The following is a 15,452-nucleotide window of genomic DNA, read 5'->3' as shown; positions in this document are numbered from 1 at the left end:
GTGGCACCCGCCTGCGTTCTCGGACGCGGGCGGGACGAGCCGAGGGACCACCAGTGCGCAGCTTCATGTGTCGTAAATGCGGCCAACGACTGTCGTTCGAGAACAGTCTCTGCCTGAAATGCGACAGCGCTCTGGGATTCCACCTGCCGAGCCGGTCCATCGTCGTCCTCGACGGCGCGGACCGGGCGGTGGCGGATGGCGCGGACCGCGCGGAGGTGGACGGCGCGGACCGCGCGGTGGTGGACGGCGAGACCTGGGTGCGGTGCGCGAATGCCGGCCCGGCGAAGTGCAACTGGCTCGTCCGGAAAGACGACGTCCAGAGCCTGTGCACGTCGTGCCGGCTGACGCGGACGCGTCCCGCGGACGGTGACGACGCGGGCATGGCCGCGTTCGCGACCGCCGAGACCAACAAGAGGCGGGTCGTTCTCGAACTCGACGAACTCGGTCTCCCGATCGTCCCCAAGTTCGAGGACCCGGACACCGGGCTGGCCTTCGACCTGCTGTCGAGCGCACGGACCCGGGTGGTGACCGGGCACGCCGGCGGGGTGATCACCCTCGACCTGGCCGAGGGCGACGACGTGCACCGGGAACAGCTGCGCGTCGAGATGGACGAGCCCTATCGCACGCTCGTCGGCCATTTCCGGCACGAGATCGGGCACTACTACCAGTTGATGCTGATCCGGGGCGACGCCGAGCGCACCCGATTCGAGGACCTGTTCGGGGATCCGGACCAGGACTACCAGGCCGCGCTGAAACGTCACTACAGCGAGGGCGCGCCGAAGGGCTGGGGCCGGCTCTACGTGTCGTCCTACGCCACGATGCACCCCGCCGAGGACTGGGCGGAGACCTTCGCGCACTACCTACACATTCGTGACGCCCTGGACACCGCGGCAGCCTTCGCGATGGCGCCCGCCGGAGCGACGACGGGCAGCGAACTCAGCGGTGACGTGGGGTTCGACCAGATCATCGACTGGTGGCTGCCGCTGTCGTGGGCGCTGAACCAGATGAACAGGTCGATGGGCCACCACGACCTGTATCCGTTCGTGCTACCGGCCGCGGTGCTGGAGAAGATGCGGTTCATCCACTCACTGATCCAGCCCGCCCCGGTGTGGGACGAGCCGGCACCGGTGTCGACGGAAACCCGGTCGGCCGCCGACCGGTGAAAACGGGGTGCGCCTATCCTGGATAATCGGTGTCGAGCCCTGTTCTTCGCAGAACAGTCCGCTCGTCCGAGACACCGTGTCCCGACAGTCGCAGAGAGGACCTCTCATGCTCGCCCGCACCGACCTTCGTGGTCGTACCCCTTCCACGGCCGAACTTCGCGCCGCACTTCCTCGAGGTGGAGTGGATGTGGACGCGGTCCTGCATCAGGTTCGCCCCGTCGTCGAGGCGGTCCGGGAGCGCGGCGCCGACGCGGCGCTCGAGTTCAGCGAGAAGTTCGACGGCGTCCGTCCCGCGCAGGTGCGGGTGCCGCAGTCCGAGTTGGACCGCGCGCTCGGCGAACTCGATCCGGCCGTCCGCGCCGCCCTCGAGGTCGCGATCGAACGCACCCGCAAGGTCCACGCCGACCAGCGTCGCACCGACACCACCACCGAGGTCGTCCCGGGTGGCACCGTCACCGAACGGTGGGTGCCCGTCGACCGTGTCGGGTTGTACGTCCCCGGCGGCAACGCCGTCTACCCGTCCAGCGTCGTGATGAACGTGGTCCCGGCGCAGGCCGCCGGTGTCCGGTCCCTCGTGGTGGCGTCGCCGCCGCAGTCGGAGTTCGGTGGTCTGCCGCACCCGACCATCCTCGCCGCGGCCGCCCTGCTGGGCGTCGACGAGGTGTGGGCCGTCGGCGGCGGACAGGCCGTCGCCCTGCTCACCTACGGCGGCACCGACACGAACGGCGCCGAACTCGCCCCCGTCGACCTCATCACCGGCCCCGGCAACATCTACGTCACTGCAGCCAAGCGCCTCTGCCGTGGCCTCGTCGGCATCGACGCCGAGGCGGGCCCCACCGAGATCGCGATCCTCGCCGACCACACGGCCGACCCGGTGCACGTCGCGGCAGACATGATCAGCCAGGCCGAGCACGACGTGATGGCCGCGAGCGTGCTCGTCACCTCCAGCGTCGAACTCGCCGACGCCGTCGACACGGCGCTGGCCGCGCAGCTCGAGATCACCAAGCACAAGGAGCGCGTCACCGCCGCGCTGTCCGGCACGCAGTCGGGCACCGTCCTGGTCTCCGACGTCGAGGCCGGACTGCGGGTGGTCAACGCGTACGCCGCCGAGCACCTCGAGATCCAGACCGAGAACGCCACCGCCGTCGCCGCGAAGGTGACCAGTGCGGGTGCGGTGTTCGTCGGCCCGTGGGCGCCGGTCAGCCTCGGCGACTACTGCGCCGGGTCCAACCACGTCCTGCCCACCGCGGGCTGCGCCCGGCACTCCTCGGGCCTGAGTGTGCAGACGTTCCTGCGCGGCATCCACGTCGTCGACTACTCCGAATCCGCGCTGAAGGAGGTCTCCGGCCACGTCATCACCCTCGCGAACGCCGAGGACCTGCCCGCACACGGTGAGGCCGTGCGGCTGCGGTTCGAGGCGCTGCGGTGACCGCGGCGAACGTGCCGGGTTCGTCGATCGGGGTGGACGCCCTGCCGATCCGGGAGAATCTGCGTGGCAAGTCGGCATACGGGGCGCCGCAGCTGACCGTCCCGGTTCAGCTGAACACCAACGAGAATCCGCACCCGCCCACGAAGGCCCTCGTCGACGACGTCGCGGAGTCCGTGCGGGAGGCAGCGCGGGAACTGCACCGCTACCCGGACCGTGATGCGGTGGCTCTGCGCACCGACCTCGCCGCGTACCTCGTCCGCCAGACGGGGGTGCCGGTGACGGTCGACAACGTGTGGGCGGCCAACGGGTCCAACGAGATCCTGCAGCAGCTGCTGCAGGCGTTCGGCGGTCCCGGTCGCAGCGCGATGGGCTTCGTGCCGTCGTATTCGATGCACCCGATCATCGCGGACGGCACCGAAACCGAGTGGCTGCCGATCTTCCGGCGCGCGGACTTCGCGCTCGACGTGGACGCCGCGACCGCGGCGATCGCCGAGCGCAGGCCCGACGTCGTGTTCGTGACCAGTCCCAACAACCCGACCGGGCACAGCGTCGGCATCGCGGAACTGCGCCGGGTCCTCGACGCCGCACCGGGCGTCGTGATCGTCGACGAGGCGTACGCCGAATTCTCCGACGCCCCCAGCGCCCTGACGTTGATCGACGAGTACCCGTCGAAGCTCGTCGTGTCGCGGACGATGAGCAAGGCATTCGCGTTCGCCGGCGGCCGACTCGGATACCTCGCGGCCGCACCGGCATTCATCGAGGCCCTGCTCCTGGTCCGGCTGCCGTACCACCTGTCGGTGGTCACGCAGGCCGCTGCCCGCGCGGCGCTGCGGCACGCGAACGAGACGCTCGCCAGCGTGCACGCTCTCGCAACGGAGCGGGTGCGGGTGTCGAAGGCATTGGAGGACACGGGGTTCCGCGTCATCCCCAGCGACGCGAACTTCATCCTGTTCGGTGAGTTCACCGACAGTGCCCGCGCCTGGCAGGCCTACCTCGACCGCGGAGTGCTCATCCGGGACGTCGGCATCCCCGGATACCTGCGCGCCACCGTCGGGCTGGCCTCCGAGAACGACGCCTTCATCGTGGCGAGCGACGACATCGCGGCCACCGAACTCACCAGCTCAGGAGACCGAGGATGACCGACCGCATCGCCCGCGTGGAACGCACCACCAAGGAATCCAGCATCACCGTCGAACTGAACCTCGACGGCACCGGCATCGTCGACGTCTCCACCGGGGTCCCGTTCTTCGATCACATGCTGACCGCGCTCGGCTCCCACGCGAGTTTCGACCTCACCGTCCACGCGAAGGGCGACATCGAGATCGAGGCGCACCACACGGTGGAGGACACGTCGATCGTGCTCGGCCAGGCGCTCGGTCAGGCGCTCGGCGACAAGAAGGGCATCCGCCGGTTCGGTGACGCGTTCATCCCCATGGACGAGACGCTCGCCCACGCATCGGTCGACGTGTCCGGTCGTCCGTACTGCGTCCACACCGGCGAACCGGAACACCTGCTGCACGCCGTCATCGGCGGCTACCCGGGCGTGCCGTATGCGACGGTGATCAACCGGCACGTGTTCGAGTCGATCGCGCTCAACGCGCGGATCGCCCTCCACGTGCGGGTGCTCTACGGACGCGATCAGCACCACATCACCGAGGCCGAGTTCAAGGCCGTCGCCCGCGCACTGCGCGAGGCGGTCGAACCGGATCCCCGCGTCACGGGTGTGCCGTCCACCAAGGGCAGCCTGTGATCCGGGCGCATTCGTGAGTGTCGTCCTCGTCTACGTCCTGTTCATCGCCGCGGGGATCGCGGCGGGCGGCGCGTACTCCATGTGGAAGTTCAACAAACTGGCCTCGGGCGTGCTGCTGGCACTGGCGGTGCTGGCAGCCGTGGCGGGCGTTCTCAGGTTGATGTAGTGCCCGTCGCAGTGGAGTCGCGCCGCGGCCTGCTCCGCACCCGCGGCATGCCCGCCGCGATGGTGATGGGCGCCGCGGCGTTCGGCGGCTGGGCGGTGCTGCTGCCCGTCGTTCCGCTGATCGTCTCGCTGTCCGGTGGCTCGGACACGCTCGCCGGCAGCGTCACGGCCGTGTTCATGGCCGCGACCGTCGTCACGCAACTCGGTGTGCCCCGGCTCCTGCGCAGGTGGGGGCATCGCTGGGTGCTCGCCGCCGGCTGCATGCTGCTCGGGCCGCCGTCGCTGCTCCTCCTGCTGTCCACCGAGGCGATCCCGGTGCTGGCCGTCTCGGCCGTCCGGGGATCGGGCTTCGGCATGCTCACCGTCGCCAGCAGTGCGCTGGTCGCCGAACTCGTTCCCCGCGAGATGCTCGGCCGCGCCACGGGTGCGCAGGGAATCGCGGTGGCCGCCGCGCAGATGGTCGGGCTGCCCGCGGGGCTCGCGATCATGCAGCACTGGTCCGCGACCCCCGTCTTCGTGATCGGCGCTCTCATTCCCGCTCTCGCGGTGGTCGCGATCACGCGCCTCCCCGCCATCCACGCTCCCGCGGATCGCACGTCGCAGGGCCGCATCCCGCTCGCCGTCCTGCTCACGCCGTGGCTCGCGATCGCGATCTCTGCGGCCGCATTCGGCGGTCTGTCCAGCCTGCTGCCCATCGCGATCTCGGAGCGAGCCTCGCTCGCCGGGGTGATCCTCGCTGTCTCGAGCGGTGCGACGCTGATCGGGCGATACGCCGCGGGATCGTTCTCCGACCGGCTGGGGGTGGGCCGCGCCCTGGTTCCCGCCCTGACGTTCGTGTGCCTCGGCCTGGTGCTGTTCGCCGTCGCGGCGGCGACGAGTGCGCCGGTGCCGCTGCTGGTGTGCGCGGCCCTGGCCTTCGGATTCGGATTCGGGGCGGTGCAGAACGAATCCCTCGTCATGATCTTCACCGCCGCGGGACCGGCTCGTTTCGGCTCGGCGAGCGCCGGCTGGAACATCGGGTTCGACGCCGGAACCGGTTTCGGTTCCCTCGCACTCGGAGCCGTTGCGTCGGCGGCCGGGTACTCCTGGGTGTTCGCGGTCGCGGCGACGGCCGTCGCGGTGGTCCCGGCCGCCGGGATGGTCGTCGGCCGCGCCCTCGGGCGTCGTGCGGCCGCCGGATAAGGTTGTGTCATGACCGTCTCCACGATTGCCGTCCTCGACTACGGCTCCGGCAACCTGCATTCGGCCACCCGCGCTCTGGCCCGGACCGGCGCGCGCGTCGAGGTCACATCCGATCACAAGGTCGCACTCGCGGCCGACGGTCTGGTCGTTCCCGGCGTCGGTGCCTTCGCCGCGTGCATGGAGGGACTGCGCGCGGTCCGCGGGGAGCGGATCATCGGTCAGCGTCTGGCAGGCGGACGGCCGGTCCTCGGGATCTGCGTCGGCATGCAGATCCTCTTCGAACGCGGAGTCGAGTTCGGCGTCGAGGCGGAAGGCTGCGGCGAATGGCCCGGCACCGTCGAACGGCTCCAGGCCGACGTGCTGCCGCACATGGGATGGAACACGGTCGAGGCGCCGGAGAACAGCACGCTGTTCGCCGGCATCGATCCCGACACCCGGTTCTACTTCGTCCACTCGTACGCGGCCCAGTCCTGGGACATGCCGACGCCGGAGCGGCTGGCGCCCCCGGCCCTGACGTGGGCCGACCACGGCGGCAAGTTCCTCGCCGCCGTCGAGAACGGCGCGCTGTCCGCCACCCAGTTCCACCCCGAGAAGTCCGGCGACGCGGGTGCCGAGCTGCTCCGGAACTGGGTTCGCAGTCTGTGACCGAACCCGGGGACGGGCGCGGCGACCTGTCGATCGGCAGGCTCGCGGTGTACGCGATGGGCGCCGCCACCGCGGTGCTGGTCCTCGCCACCGCGATCATTCTGGTCGTGAAACCGGGCCCCGTCCTCGGACTGATCGTCGGACTGCTCGGTGTCGCAGGCGCGATCGCGGCCATGGGCTACGTGTCGAAACGCATGACCCGCAACGCCTACGGTCCCGATCCCGAGGACCCGGAGCCGGGTTCCGACCGCTGAGCGACTAGGGTTGTCGCACGTGAGCCTGGTCCTTTTGCCTGCTGTAGATGTCGTCAACGGTGAAGCTGTTCGCCTCGTCCAGGGGGAGGCAGGAAGCGAGACCGGATACGGCTCGCCTCGTGATGCCGCCCTCGCGTGGCAGAACGACGGTGCCGAGTGGGTCCATATCGTCGACCTCGACGCCGCGTTCGGCCGCGGCTCCAACCGTGAACTCCTCGCCGACGTGGTGGGCGAGCTCGACGTCCAGGTGGAGCTGTCCGGTGGGATCCGCGACGACGCGTCGCTCGAGGCCGCACTGGCCACGGGCTGCGGACGCGTCAACCTCGGTACCGCCGCCATCGAGAACCCCGAGTGGTGTGCCCGCGCCATCGCCAAGTACGGCGAGAAGATCGCCGTCGGTCTCGACGTGCGTCTCGTCGACGGTGAATACCAGCTCCGCGGTCGCGGCTGGGTCACCGAGGGCGGAAACCTGTGGGAGACCCTCGCCCGCCTCGACAAGGACGGCTGCTCCCGGTACGTCGTCACCGACGTCAGCAAGGACGGCACCCTCACCGGCCCCAATCTCGAACTCCTCGCGCAGGTCTGCGCTGCCACCGACGCTCCCGTCGTGGCCTCGGGCGGCGTGTCCACCATCGACGACCTCCGGGCGATCGCCGGACTCGTCGATCAGGGGGTCGAGGGATCCATCGTCGGCAAGGCGCTGTACGCGGGGCGGTTCACCCTCCCCGAGGCGCTCGCCGCGGTCTCGGGCTGAGTTCCCGCCATGACCCTGTCCCGTGATCCCCGGGAGCTCCTCGCCGTCGCCAGTGAGCTGCTCGACGGCGTGCACGAACGGTTCGTCTCGGGCGTGGGTGCGCCCAGCGCCGTCCACAAGGGTCCCGACGACTTCGCGACCGCCGTCGACCTCGAACTCGAGAAGCGGCTGACCGGTGAACTGCGCGACCGGACCGGCATCGATGTCCACGGCGAGGAGTTCGGCGGCCCCGACCTGGGCAGCGGACCCGTGTGGGTGCTCGACCCGATCGACGGCACGTTCAACTATTCGGCCGGTCTGCCCACGGCGGGCACGCTGCTCGCGCTGCTCGACGACGGGGTTCCCGTTCTCGGTCTCACGTGGCTGCCGCTCGTCGGGCGGCGGTATGCGGCCGTCGCGGACGGTCCGCTGCTCGAAGGTGGCACGCCCCTGCCTGCGCTCGGGCGTACGTCGCTCGCGTCGTCGATCGTGGGCTTGGGCGCACTGAACATCGACAGTCGCGGGCGCATCCCCGGCGCGTACCGGCTGCAGGTCCTCGCGCAGCTCAGCCGGGTGTCGTCGCGGATCCGGATCCACGGATCCACCGGTGTCGACCTCGCGTTCACCGCGGCCGGAATACTCGGCGGCGCGGTGGTGTTCGGCCACAATGCGTGGGACAACGCCGCCGGTGTCGCGTTGGTGCGCGCCGCGGGTGGTGTGGTGACGGATCTGGGCGGCAAGCCCTGGACGGTCACGTCCGACTCGGTGCTCGCGGGAGCGCCCGGAGTGCACGGCGAAATTCTCGATATCCTCGGATCACTGGGTGATCCTCGTTCCGAGCCTTCAGGAGGGCGTACGCAATGACTCTGGCGGTTCGAGTGATCCCGTGTCTGGACGTCGATGCCGGACGCGTCGTCAAGGGCGTCAACTTCGAGAACCTGCGGGACGCGGGTGACCCCGTCGAGTTGGCTGCCGCGTACGACGCTCAGGGAGCCGACGAGCTCACGTTCCTCGACGTCACCGCGTCCACCGCGGACCGGGGCACCATGCTCGACGTGGTGAGCCGGACGGCGGAGCAGGTCTTCATTCCGCTCACGGTCGGCGGCGGTGTCCGCACCGTCGAGGACGTCGACCGGCTGCTGCGCGCCGGCGCCGACAAGGTCAGCGTCAACACGGCGGCGATCGCCCGGCCCGAGTTGCTCCGCGAACTCAGCGAACGCTTCGGCTCGCAGTGCATCGTGCTGTCGGTCGATGCGCGGACCGTGCCGCAGGGGCAGCCCGACACCCCGTCGGGGTGGGAGGTCACGACGCACGGCGGCAAGCGCGGGACCGGTATCGACGCGGTGGAGTGGGCGGTCCGCGGCGCCGAACTGGGCGTCGGGGAGATCCTGCTCAACTCGATGGACGCCGACGGCACGAAGGCCGGTTTCGATCTGCCGATGATCCGGGCGGTGCGCGCCGCCGTGCATGTGCCGGTGATCGCCAGCGGGGGAGCGGGCGCCGTCGAGCACTTCGCACCCGCGGTCGGCGCCGGCGCGGACGCCGTCCTGGCGGCCAGTGTCTTCCACTTCGGCGACATGACGATCGGCGACGTGAAGAAGTCCATGCGTGAAGAAGGGATCACCGTCCGATGAGTCTCGACCCCGCCATCGCGTCCCGGCTCAAGCGCAACGAGGCAGGACTGTTCAGTGCCGTCGCGCAGGAACGGTCGACGGGCGACGTCCTGATGGTGGCGTGGATGGACGACGAGGCCCTCGCTCGCACGCTCGACACCCGCAAGGGCACGTACTACTCCCGGTCCCGTCAGCAGTATTGGGTGAAGGGCGAGACGTCCGGTCACACGCAGTACGTCCACGAGGTGCGGCTCGACTGCGACGGCGACTCGGTGCTGCTCGTCGTCGATCAGGAGGGGGCGGCGTGCCACACGGGCACCCACACCTGCTTCGACACCGACGTGCTCCTCGCCGCCGAGTAAGGCGCCTCGGCGTTCGGGCAGAGTGCCCGCCATGCCCTCGGGCAGAGGGCCCGCATGCCGTTCATGCTTGTGTATGACCGGTCAATGACCACTGTGGTCAGCCTCGGCAGGAACGATTGCTCACTGGGTCCAGCTCGCGAGGCCTGCGGGTGATGGCCCGGACTGTCTGTTCGACGAACTTCGTTGGTTGCAGGAGCGTCCAGTCAAACCGTTGCCGCTGTTCATCACACTGTTCCCGCTCAGTCGGATCGAACACCACCGTGCGCGCCAACTACCGAGCGTATGCACATCCGCCCACCCGCTTACGGTGGGGCCGTGCCCCGGAGTCCGTCCACCGCTTCCCCGAGACGGGGCGCCGCGTCTCGCGGAGGGTGAGGCGCCCCACCCGGTTTCCGGCAGGTGACAGTCACTCTCGCGTAGGCCCCCACGGCTTCGGCCGGCCCGCGTCGAACGCCACGAGCCGCCGCCCGCGCTTCCGATCCCAGGAACCGGCGTACGGCACGGCGGTGAGAAACCGTGCCGCCCCTGGGCCCGCACTTCGTGGTGGACAACCGCTCGGGCGAGCTACACGTCGACGTGTGCGACGCCGGCCGCAGCGCGCCCTCGCCCTCCGCTGACAGGGCGACACCCGCCGTGACCACGCGGATCGGGGATCGTTGAGCATGCCGTGACCTCTAAATATGAAGCGAGGCTGCTAGCGTAGGCCTCTTTACTCGGGACCCAGGAGCGCTCCGCATGAAGTACACCGTCTCGATCGAGATCGCCCTGCCGCGGGAGACAGTGGTACAGCTGCTCGCCGACTCGGCACACCTGCCGAAGTGGCTGCGGGGTCTGGTGCTGCACGAGCCGCTGAGTGGGGTGCACGGGCAGGTCGGTACCCGATCGCGGGTCGTGATGCAGATGGGGAAGCAGAAGATCGAGTGCACCGAGACCATCACGCGTCGGGAACCGGCAGACCTGCGCGGGATCCCGAAAGGGAGCGTCGTTCACTTCGACCGCGAGATCGTCGGCGAGGGTATGTGGAGCGCCGTGCGCGACCGGCTGACCGAAGTCGGTCCGGAGATGACGCTCTGGGTGAGCGAGAGCGAATACCGGTTCAGCGGCGTGTTGATGCGGCTGGTGGGGCTCCTGATGCCCGGTGCCTTCCGCAAGCAGTCGCAACAGCACATGCAGGACTTCAAGGCGTTTGCCGAGCAGGGGAACGACGTCCGCGCAGCGAAGGACTGATCTACGATCAGCGCTCGTCTCTCGAAGAGTGATGAGACGGTCATGGCCCGGCGAAGGTCATCCGGATCATCGACCAGTTGATCTCCGAGATTCCGCGGCGGTGCGGGGAGGTCGAACTCGCGGTCGCTGCAGTGGCCGGTCGACCAAATCTCCCTGTGACTGCGCTCGGGTCCGAAAGGAGAGGGACTGACCTCGAGGCTGCTGTAGCCAGCGTGCAGCGCCTGGCGCTCGGGGGTCAACGGTTGCACCGGGAGGTCGAAGCACCGAGCGGAGTTGTCGATCTCAGGTCGCGCAAGCGAACGTGAGCGACGGTCGATGAGCCGCCGAATGATTTTGTGGCACAGTTCGTCCTATGCCATTGATTCAGATCAGTCAGACGCCGGGACTCACCGCGGAGCAGAAGCGCGCCACGATCGAGGCGGTCACCAAGGCCTACGCCGACGCGACGGGCAAGGATCCCGCGAAGGTGTGGGTGACGATCACCGAGGTCCCGCGCGACAGCTGGGGTGTCGGCGGGACGCCGCTGGGGTGAGCTGCCGGGGCGCCGTTGGGGTGCGTTGCCGGGGCGCCGTTGGGGTGAGTGCTGTCAGGCTCTGCCGGTTCCCGATGCGATGCTCTTGTCGAGTTGGGTGAGCATGGCGCCGGACAGTTCGGACAGCTGACGGACCTGGTCGGCGGACAGTCCGTCGAAGATCAGGGATCGGACGGATTCGACGTGCGGGGGCGCGGCCTCGACGACCTTGGCCATGCCCTCGTCTGTGAGGACGGCGTCGGAGCCGCGGCTGCCGCGGATGCTCTCGCGGCGTACCCAGCCGGCTTTTTCCATCTTGGTGATGACGTGGGACAGCCGGGACAGGGACGCGTTGGCGCGCTGGGCGAGCAGGGACAGCTGCAGGCGCCGGTTCGCCTCGCCGGAGAGCGAGGCGAGGACGAAGTACTCGAAGTGGGTGAGTGCCGAGTCGCGTTGGAGCTGGGTGTCCAGTGCGGCGGGGAGCCGGGTGACCAGGGCGATGAGGGTGAGCCAGGCCTCCTGCTGCTCGGCGTCGAGCCATCGGGTGCCGGGCTCTGCCGGCGTGCCCTCGTCGTTACCACTCATCAGTGGTGTCCTCCATCCGTACGTCGATCCACGCGTGCAACGTGTTCAACATAGTTAGCACGTCGTGGGCCGGACCGTGCGTGGGGAATAGTTGCCGGGCCCACGCGTTGACTCCTATAGTAACTTGAAGGTTCAACATTGAGCCTCGATGTTGGATCTCGATCCGAAGGAGTCGCGATGACCGCCACCATGCCCGCACTGTTCCTCAGTCATGGTGCGCCTCCGCTGGTGGACAGCGAACTGTGGGTGTCGCAGCTGGCGAAGTGGGCAGGCGACCTGCCGCGGCCGAAGGCCATCCTCATGGTGTCGGCGCACTGGGAATCGGCGCCGCTCACGATCGGGTCCACCACCACCGGCACCCCCCTCGTCTACGACTTCGGTGGCTTCCCCGAACGCTTCTACCGGACCACGTACGAGGCGCCCGGCGCCCCCGAACTCGCGGCGCAGGTCGTGGCCCTGATGCCCGACGACGAGGCCGTGTCGCACCAGCCGCACCGCGGCCTCGACCACGGCGCCTACGTTCCGTTGACGGTCATGTACCCCGACGCCGACATCCCGGTCCTGCAGATCTCGCTGCCCACGCTCGACCCGCAACGACTGCTGCACCTCGGGGAGCGGCTGCGTCCCCTGCGCGAGCAGGATGTCCTGATCGTCGGTTCCGGATTCACCACCCACGGGCTGCCGTTCCTGCGCGACCCGTCACCCGACGCGAAGGCACCCGGCTGGTCGTCGGAGTTCGACGCCTGGGCGGACGAGCGTCTCGCCGCGGGCGACGTCGATTCGCTCATCGACTTCCGCTCGCTCGCGCCGGGCATGCCGTACGCCCACCCGACGATCGAGCACTTCGCGCCGCTGTTCGTCACGCTGGGCGCCGCGAGTGATCCCGAGCAGATCCCCCGGCAGGTCATCGACGGCTTCTGGATGGGGCTGGCCAAACGGTCGATTCAGGTGGACTGACGCGTCCGGAGGAAGGCCAGCGCCTGGTCGCCGTGCGTGTTGGCGCGGAACTCGCTCGAGATGACCTCGAGCACGGTGCGGTCGGTGTCGATGACGAACGTCGACCGCTTGACCGGGGCGAGCTTGCCGAGCAGTCCGCGGCGGACACCGAACTTCTCCGCGACGGCTCCGTCGGCGTCCGACAGCAGTGGGTAGTCGAACGACTGCTCCTGCGCGAACGACGCCTGCTTCTCCACCGCGTCGGTGCTGATCCCGGCGCGGGACGCGCCCACTGCGGAGAACTCGACTCCGAGGTCACGGAAATGGCAGGCCTCGGCGGTGCACACCGGCGTCGACGCCGCAGGGTAGAAGAACAGCACCAGAGGGCCGTCCTCGAGAAGGCTCGACAGAGATCGCGCGATGCCGTCCTGATCGGGCAGGGTGAATTCCGGTGCGAGCTGACCTGGCTTCATGACAGCCGAGGCTACCCGCGCACGCAGACACGACGAGTGCGCCTGGGATGATGGTCGGCATGCACGGCGAGCCCACCACGATTCCCGCACCCGAGTCCGCCGCCACCCCGGCCGACGGCGGGGCCGACTCGACCACCACGCGCGAGCAGTTCCACGCTCTCGCCGCCGAACACCGGGTGGTCCCGGTGACGCGCAAGGTGTTGGCTGACGCGGAAACTCCGCTGTCGGCGTACACCAAGCTGGCGGCGAACCGGCCGGGGACCTTCCTGCTCGAGTCGGCGGAGAACGGCCGATCGTGGTCGCGGTGGTCGTTCATCGGCGCGGGCAGTCCCGCTGCGCTCACCGTCGTCGACGGCGAGGCCGCGTGGTACGGCAACGTTCCCGCGGGCGCACCGTCCGGCGGCGATCCGATCGCGGCCCTCGGCCAGACGCTGGAACTGCTCCGCAGCGAGCGGCTGCCCGACCTGCCGCCGCTGACCGGCGGAATGGTCGGCTTCCTCGGATACGACGCGGTGCGCCGGATCGAGCGAATCGGCGAGCACGCCACCGACGATCTGCAGATCCCCGAGATGGTCATGTTGCTGGCGACGGACCTCGCAGCCGTCGACCACCACGAGGGCGCCATCACCCTGATCGCCAACGCGGTCAACTGGGACGGCACCGACGAACGCGTCGACGAGGCCTACGACTCCGCGGTCGAGCGGCTGGACCGGATGACGCACGCCCTGTCGGCCCCGGCGTCGTCGACCGTGTCCACGTTCGCAAAGCCCGCCCCCGACTACCGGCGTCAGCGCACCACCGAGGGCTTCGGCGCCGACGTGCAGAAGCTCGTGGGAGACATCGAGGCGGGCGAGGCCTTCCAGGTCGTGCTGTCGCAGCGCTTCGAGATCGACTGCACCGCGGACCCGATCGACGTCTACCGGATGCTGCGCGCCTCCAATCCCAGCCCGTACATGTACCTGCTCAACGTGCCGAACGGCGACGGCGAAACGGCGTTCTCCATCGTCGGTTCGAGCCCGGAGGCCCTGGTGACCGTGTCGGAAGGCGTCGCCACCACGCACCCGATCGCGGGAACCCGCTGGCGCGGGCACACCGAGGAGGAGGACATCCTGCTCGAGAAGGACCTGCTCGCCGACGAGAAGGAGAACGCGGAGCACCTGATGCTCGTGGATCTGGGCCGCAACGACCTCGGGCGCGTGTGCGAACCGGGCACGGTGAAGGTCCACGACTACCGCCACATCGAGCGGTACAGCCACGTGATGCATCTCGTCTCCACCGTCACGGGTCACCTCGCGGACGGCAAGCATGCCCTGGACGCCGTCACCGCGTGCTTCCCGGCGGGCACGCTGTCGGGCGCGCCGAAGGTCCGGGCGATGCAGCTGATCGAGGAACTCGAACCCACGCGCCGGGGCATCTACGGCGGCATCATCGGGTACCTCGACTTCGCCGGCGACGCCGACACCGCCATCGCGATCCGGACCGCGCTGATCAAGGACGGCATCGGGTACGTCCAGGCGGGTGCGGGTGTCGTCGCCGACTCGAACCCCGAGTACGAGGACACCGAGGCGCGGAACAAGGCGATGGCGGTGCTCAGCGCGATCGCGGCGGCACACACGCTCCGGACCCTGGGAGGCGACACGCAGTGAGTGACGCGTCGGAGACGGCCCGGGAACCCGGGCAGGCGGGACGTCGCCGGTCGATGATCTCGGTGCTGCTGCTCGCGGTCGCCGCGGTGTGCCTGTGGGGTGCCTCCCGGATGACGTGGGTGGAGGTCACCTCCTCCGACGGACTCGGTGAGGAGCGCACGTCGGCGCTCGTCGGCGGCGCGTGGGCCGCGGCGCTCACGCCGCTGGCGCTGACCCTGGTCGCCGCGATCGCCGCGTCGTTCGCCGTGAAGGGCTGGGCGCTGCGGGTGCTCGGTGTCCTCGTCGCGGTCGTGGCCGTCGCGGCCGCGGTCCCCGCGGTGGGGTTGATCGTCTCGGGCGCCTCCGACGACGACGCGGGCCGGCTGGCCGAGTTGCCGGGCCGCGCCGAGGTCCAGTCGGTGTCCGTGCACGTCGGTCCCGCCGTTCTCGCGCTGGTGGGCGCCCTGGCGGCGCTTGCCGCCGCGGTGGAACTTGTCCGCCGTCCGCGGGTGCGGGCCGGGCTCTCCTCCAAGTACGACAGCCCCGGTGCGCGTCGGGACGCGGCGAAGAAGGCCGGCACCGATTCCGCCGAGGGGCCCGTCACCCAGCGCATGCTCTGGGATGCCCTGGATGCGGGGGAGGACCCCACGGTGGAAGACAAGAAAGCCGAACCTGTCGACCAAGTTGACGGACCGGACAAAGACCCGGGGACCCGAACGTAAACAGAATCAGAGTGCCATCTAGGCTGACTTCACCCCTGATGATGTTCCTCACATCGGGTTTCTGCCCAGAAAGGACT

At 69.5% G+C, this 15,452-nt stretch carries 19 protein-coding genes; 17 read left to right on the top strand and 2 right to left on the bottom strand.

What is annotated here, in order from left to right:
* The first annotated feature begins 53 nt into the window (after positions 1-53).
* From QM806_RS03420 to QM806_RS03355, 14 genes are all read left to right on the top strand, one after another.
* Entirely contained in the window at positions 54-1,163 is a 1,110-nt protein-coding gene (locus QM806_RS03420; protein WP_005260318.1) for a zinc-binding metallopeptidase family protein, read from the top strand.
* 106 nt (positions 1,164-1,269) lie between these two features.
* Complete coding sequence (gene hisD / locus QM806_RS03415) at positions 1,270-2,592, top strand: histidinol dehydrogenase (RefSeq protein ID WP_005260320.1); 1,323 nt, start codon at positions 1,270-1,272, stop codon at positions 2,590-2,592.
* The gene (locus tag QM806_RS03410; protein ID WP_005260322.1) at positions 2,589-3,731 is read left to right on the top strand and encodes a histidinol-phosphate transaminase; all 1,143 of its coding nucleotides are present in this window, start codon (positions 2,589-2,591) and stop codon (positions 3,729-3,731) included. The genes hisD and QM806_RS03410 overlap by 4 nt, the downstream gene beginning before the upstream one ends.
* Entirely contained in the window at positions 3,728-4,342 is a 615-nt protein-coding gene (gene hisB, locus QM806_RS03405) for an imidazoleglycerol-phosphate dehydratase HisB (RefSeq protein ID WP_005247522.1), read from the top strand. The genes QM806_RS03410 and hisB overlap by 4 nt, the downstream gene beginning before the upstream one ends.
* Positions 4,343-4,355: 13 nt before the next feature.
* Positions 4,356-4,508, top strand: coding sequence for a CG2302 family histidine operon protein (locus QM806_RS03400; RefSeq protein ID WP_007297398.1), 153 nt, complete (start codon positions 4,356-4,358; stop codon positions 4,506-4,508).
* A complete protein-coding gene (locus tag QM806_RS03395) occupies positions 4,508-5,689 on the top strand; it encodes an MFS transporter (protein ID WP_005260329.1) in 1,182 nt (393 codons plus the stop codon). Before QM806_RS03400 ends, QM806_RS03395 begins: the two co-directional genes overlap by 1 nt.
* Before the next feature lie 9 nt (positions 5,690-5,698).
* Complete coding sequence (gene hisH / locus QM806_RS03390; protein WP_005247515.1) at positions 5,699-6,334, top strand: imidazole glycerol phosphate synthase subunit HisH; 636 nt, start codon at positions 5,699-5,701, stop codon at positions 6,332-6,334.
* Complete coding sequence (locus QM806_RS03385; RefSeq protein WP_005247513.1) at positions 6,331-6,588, top strand: membrane protein; 258 nt, start codon at positions 6,331-6,333, stop codon at positions 6,586-6,588. The genes hisH and QM806_RS03385 overlap by 4 nt, the downstream gene beginning before the upstream one ends.
* A gap of 19 nt (positions 6,589-6,607) precedes the next feature.
* A complete protein-coding gene (gene priA, locus QM806_RS03380; RefSeq protein WP_005247511.1) occupies positions 6,608-7,342 on the top strand; it encodes a bifunctional 1-(5-phosphoribosyl)-5-((5-phosphoribosylamino)methylideneamino)imidazole-4-carboxamide isomerase/phosphoribosylanthranilate isomerase PriA in 735 nt (244 codons plus the stop codon).
* 9 nt (positions 7,343-7,351) lie between these two features.
* On the top strand, positions 7,352-8,185 hold the full coding sequence (locus QM806_RS03375) for an inositol monophosphatase family protein (RefSeq protein ID WP_005260332.1): 834 nt from the start codon (positions 7,352-7,354) through the stop codon (positions 8,183-8,185).
* Positions 8,182-8,955 carry an imidazole glycerol phosphate synthase subunit HisF gene (gene hisF / locus QM806_RS03370; RefSeq protein WP_005247506.1) on the top strand — a complete coding sequence of 258 codons (774 nt, stop codon included), beginning with the start codon at positions 8,182-8,184 and terminating at the stop codon, positions 8,953-8,955. Before QM806_RS03375 ends, hisF begins: the two co-directional genes overlap by 4 nt.
* Positions 8,952-9,296 carry a phosphoribosyl-AMP cyclohydrolase gene (gene hisI / locus QM806_RS03365; RefSeq protein ID WP_007297394.1) on the top strand — a complete coding sequence of 115 codons (345 nt, stop codon included), beginning with the start codon at positions 8,952-8,954 and terminating at the stop codon, positions 9,294-9,296. Before hisF ends, hisI begins: the two co-directional genes overlap by 4 nt.
* Before the next feature lie 735 nt (positions 9,297-10,031).
* Positions 10,032-10,523 carry an SRPBCC family protein gene (locus QM806_RS03360; protein WP_005564097.1) on the top strand — a complete coding sequence of 164 codons (492 nt, stop codon included), beginning with the start codon at positions 10,032-10,034 and terminating at the stop codon, positions 10,521-10,523.
* Positions 10,524-10,875: 352 nt separating this feature from the next.
* Complete coding sequence (locus QM806_RS03355) at positions 10,876-11,055, top strand: tautomerase family protein (protein ID WP_005247502.1); 180 nt, start codon at positions 10,876-10,878, stop codon at positions 11,053-11,055.
* Between the two features lie 54 nt (positions 11,056-11,109).
* On the opposite strand, the gene QM806_RS03350 is transcribed toward QM806_RS03355, so the two are convergent.
* Positions 11,110-11,619, bottom strand: coding sequence for a MarR family winged helix-turn-helix transcriptional regulator (locus QM806_RS03350; RefSeq protein WP_005260338.1), 510 nt, complete (start codon positions 11,617-11,619; stop codon positions 11,110-11,112).
* 177 nt (positions 11,620-11,796) lie between these two features.
* On the opposite strand from QM806_RS03350, the gene QM806_RS03345 reads away from it, so the two are divergent.
* Entirely contained in the window at positions 11,797-12,576 is a 780-nt protein-coding gene (locus QM806_RS03345; protein WP_005564099.1) for a dioxygenase family protein, read from the top strand.
* Here QM806_RS03345 and QM806_RS03340 read toward each other — a convergent pair.
* On the bottom strand, positions 12,564-13,028 hold the full coding sequence (locus tag QM806_RS03340; protein ID WP_005260343.1) for a peroxiredoxin: 465 nt from the start codon (positions 13,026-13,028) through the stop codon (positions 12,564-12,566). The genes QM806_RS03345 and QM806_RS03340 overlap by 13 nt on opposite strands.
* Before the next feature lie 59 nt (positions 13,029-13,087).
* On the opposite strand from QM806_RS03340, the gene QM806_RS03335 reads away from it, so the two are divergent.
* On the top strand, positions 13,088-14,674 hold the full coding sequence (locus QM806_RS03335; RefSeq protein ID WP_212636438.1) for an anthranilate synthase component I: 1,587 nt from the start codon (positions 13,088-13,090) through the stop codon (positions 14,672-14,674).
* Positions 14,671-15,375, top strand: coding sequence for a TIGR02234 family membrane protein (locus tag QM806_RS03330; RefSeq protein WP_169694860.1), 705 nt, complete (start codon positions 14,671-14,673; stop codon positions 15,373-15,375). Before QM806_RS03335 ends, QM806_RS03330 begins: the two co-directional genes overlap by 4 nt.
* Positions 15,376-15,452 lie beyond the last annotated feature (77 nt).

The sequence above is a fragment of the Rhodococcus sp. IEGM 1351 genome, from assembly GCF_030056875.1.
Taxonomy (GTDB): Bacteria; Actinomycetota; Actinomycetes; order Mycobacteriales; family Mycobacteriaceae; genus Rhodococcus_F; species Rhodococcus_F opacus.
Note: the sequence above shows the minus strand (reverse complement) of the source record. Positions and strands in the feature narration are given on the sequence as shown.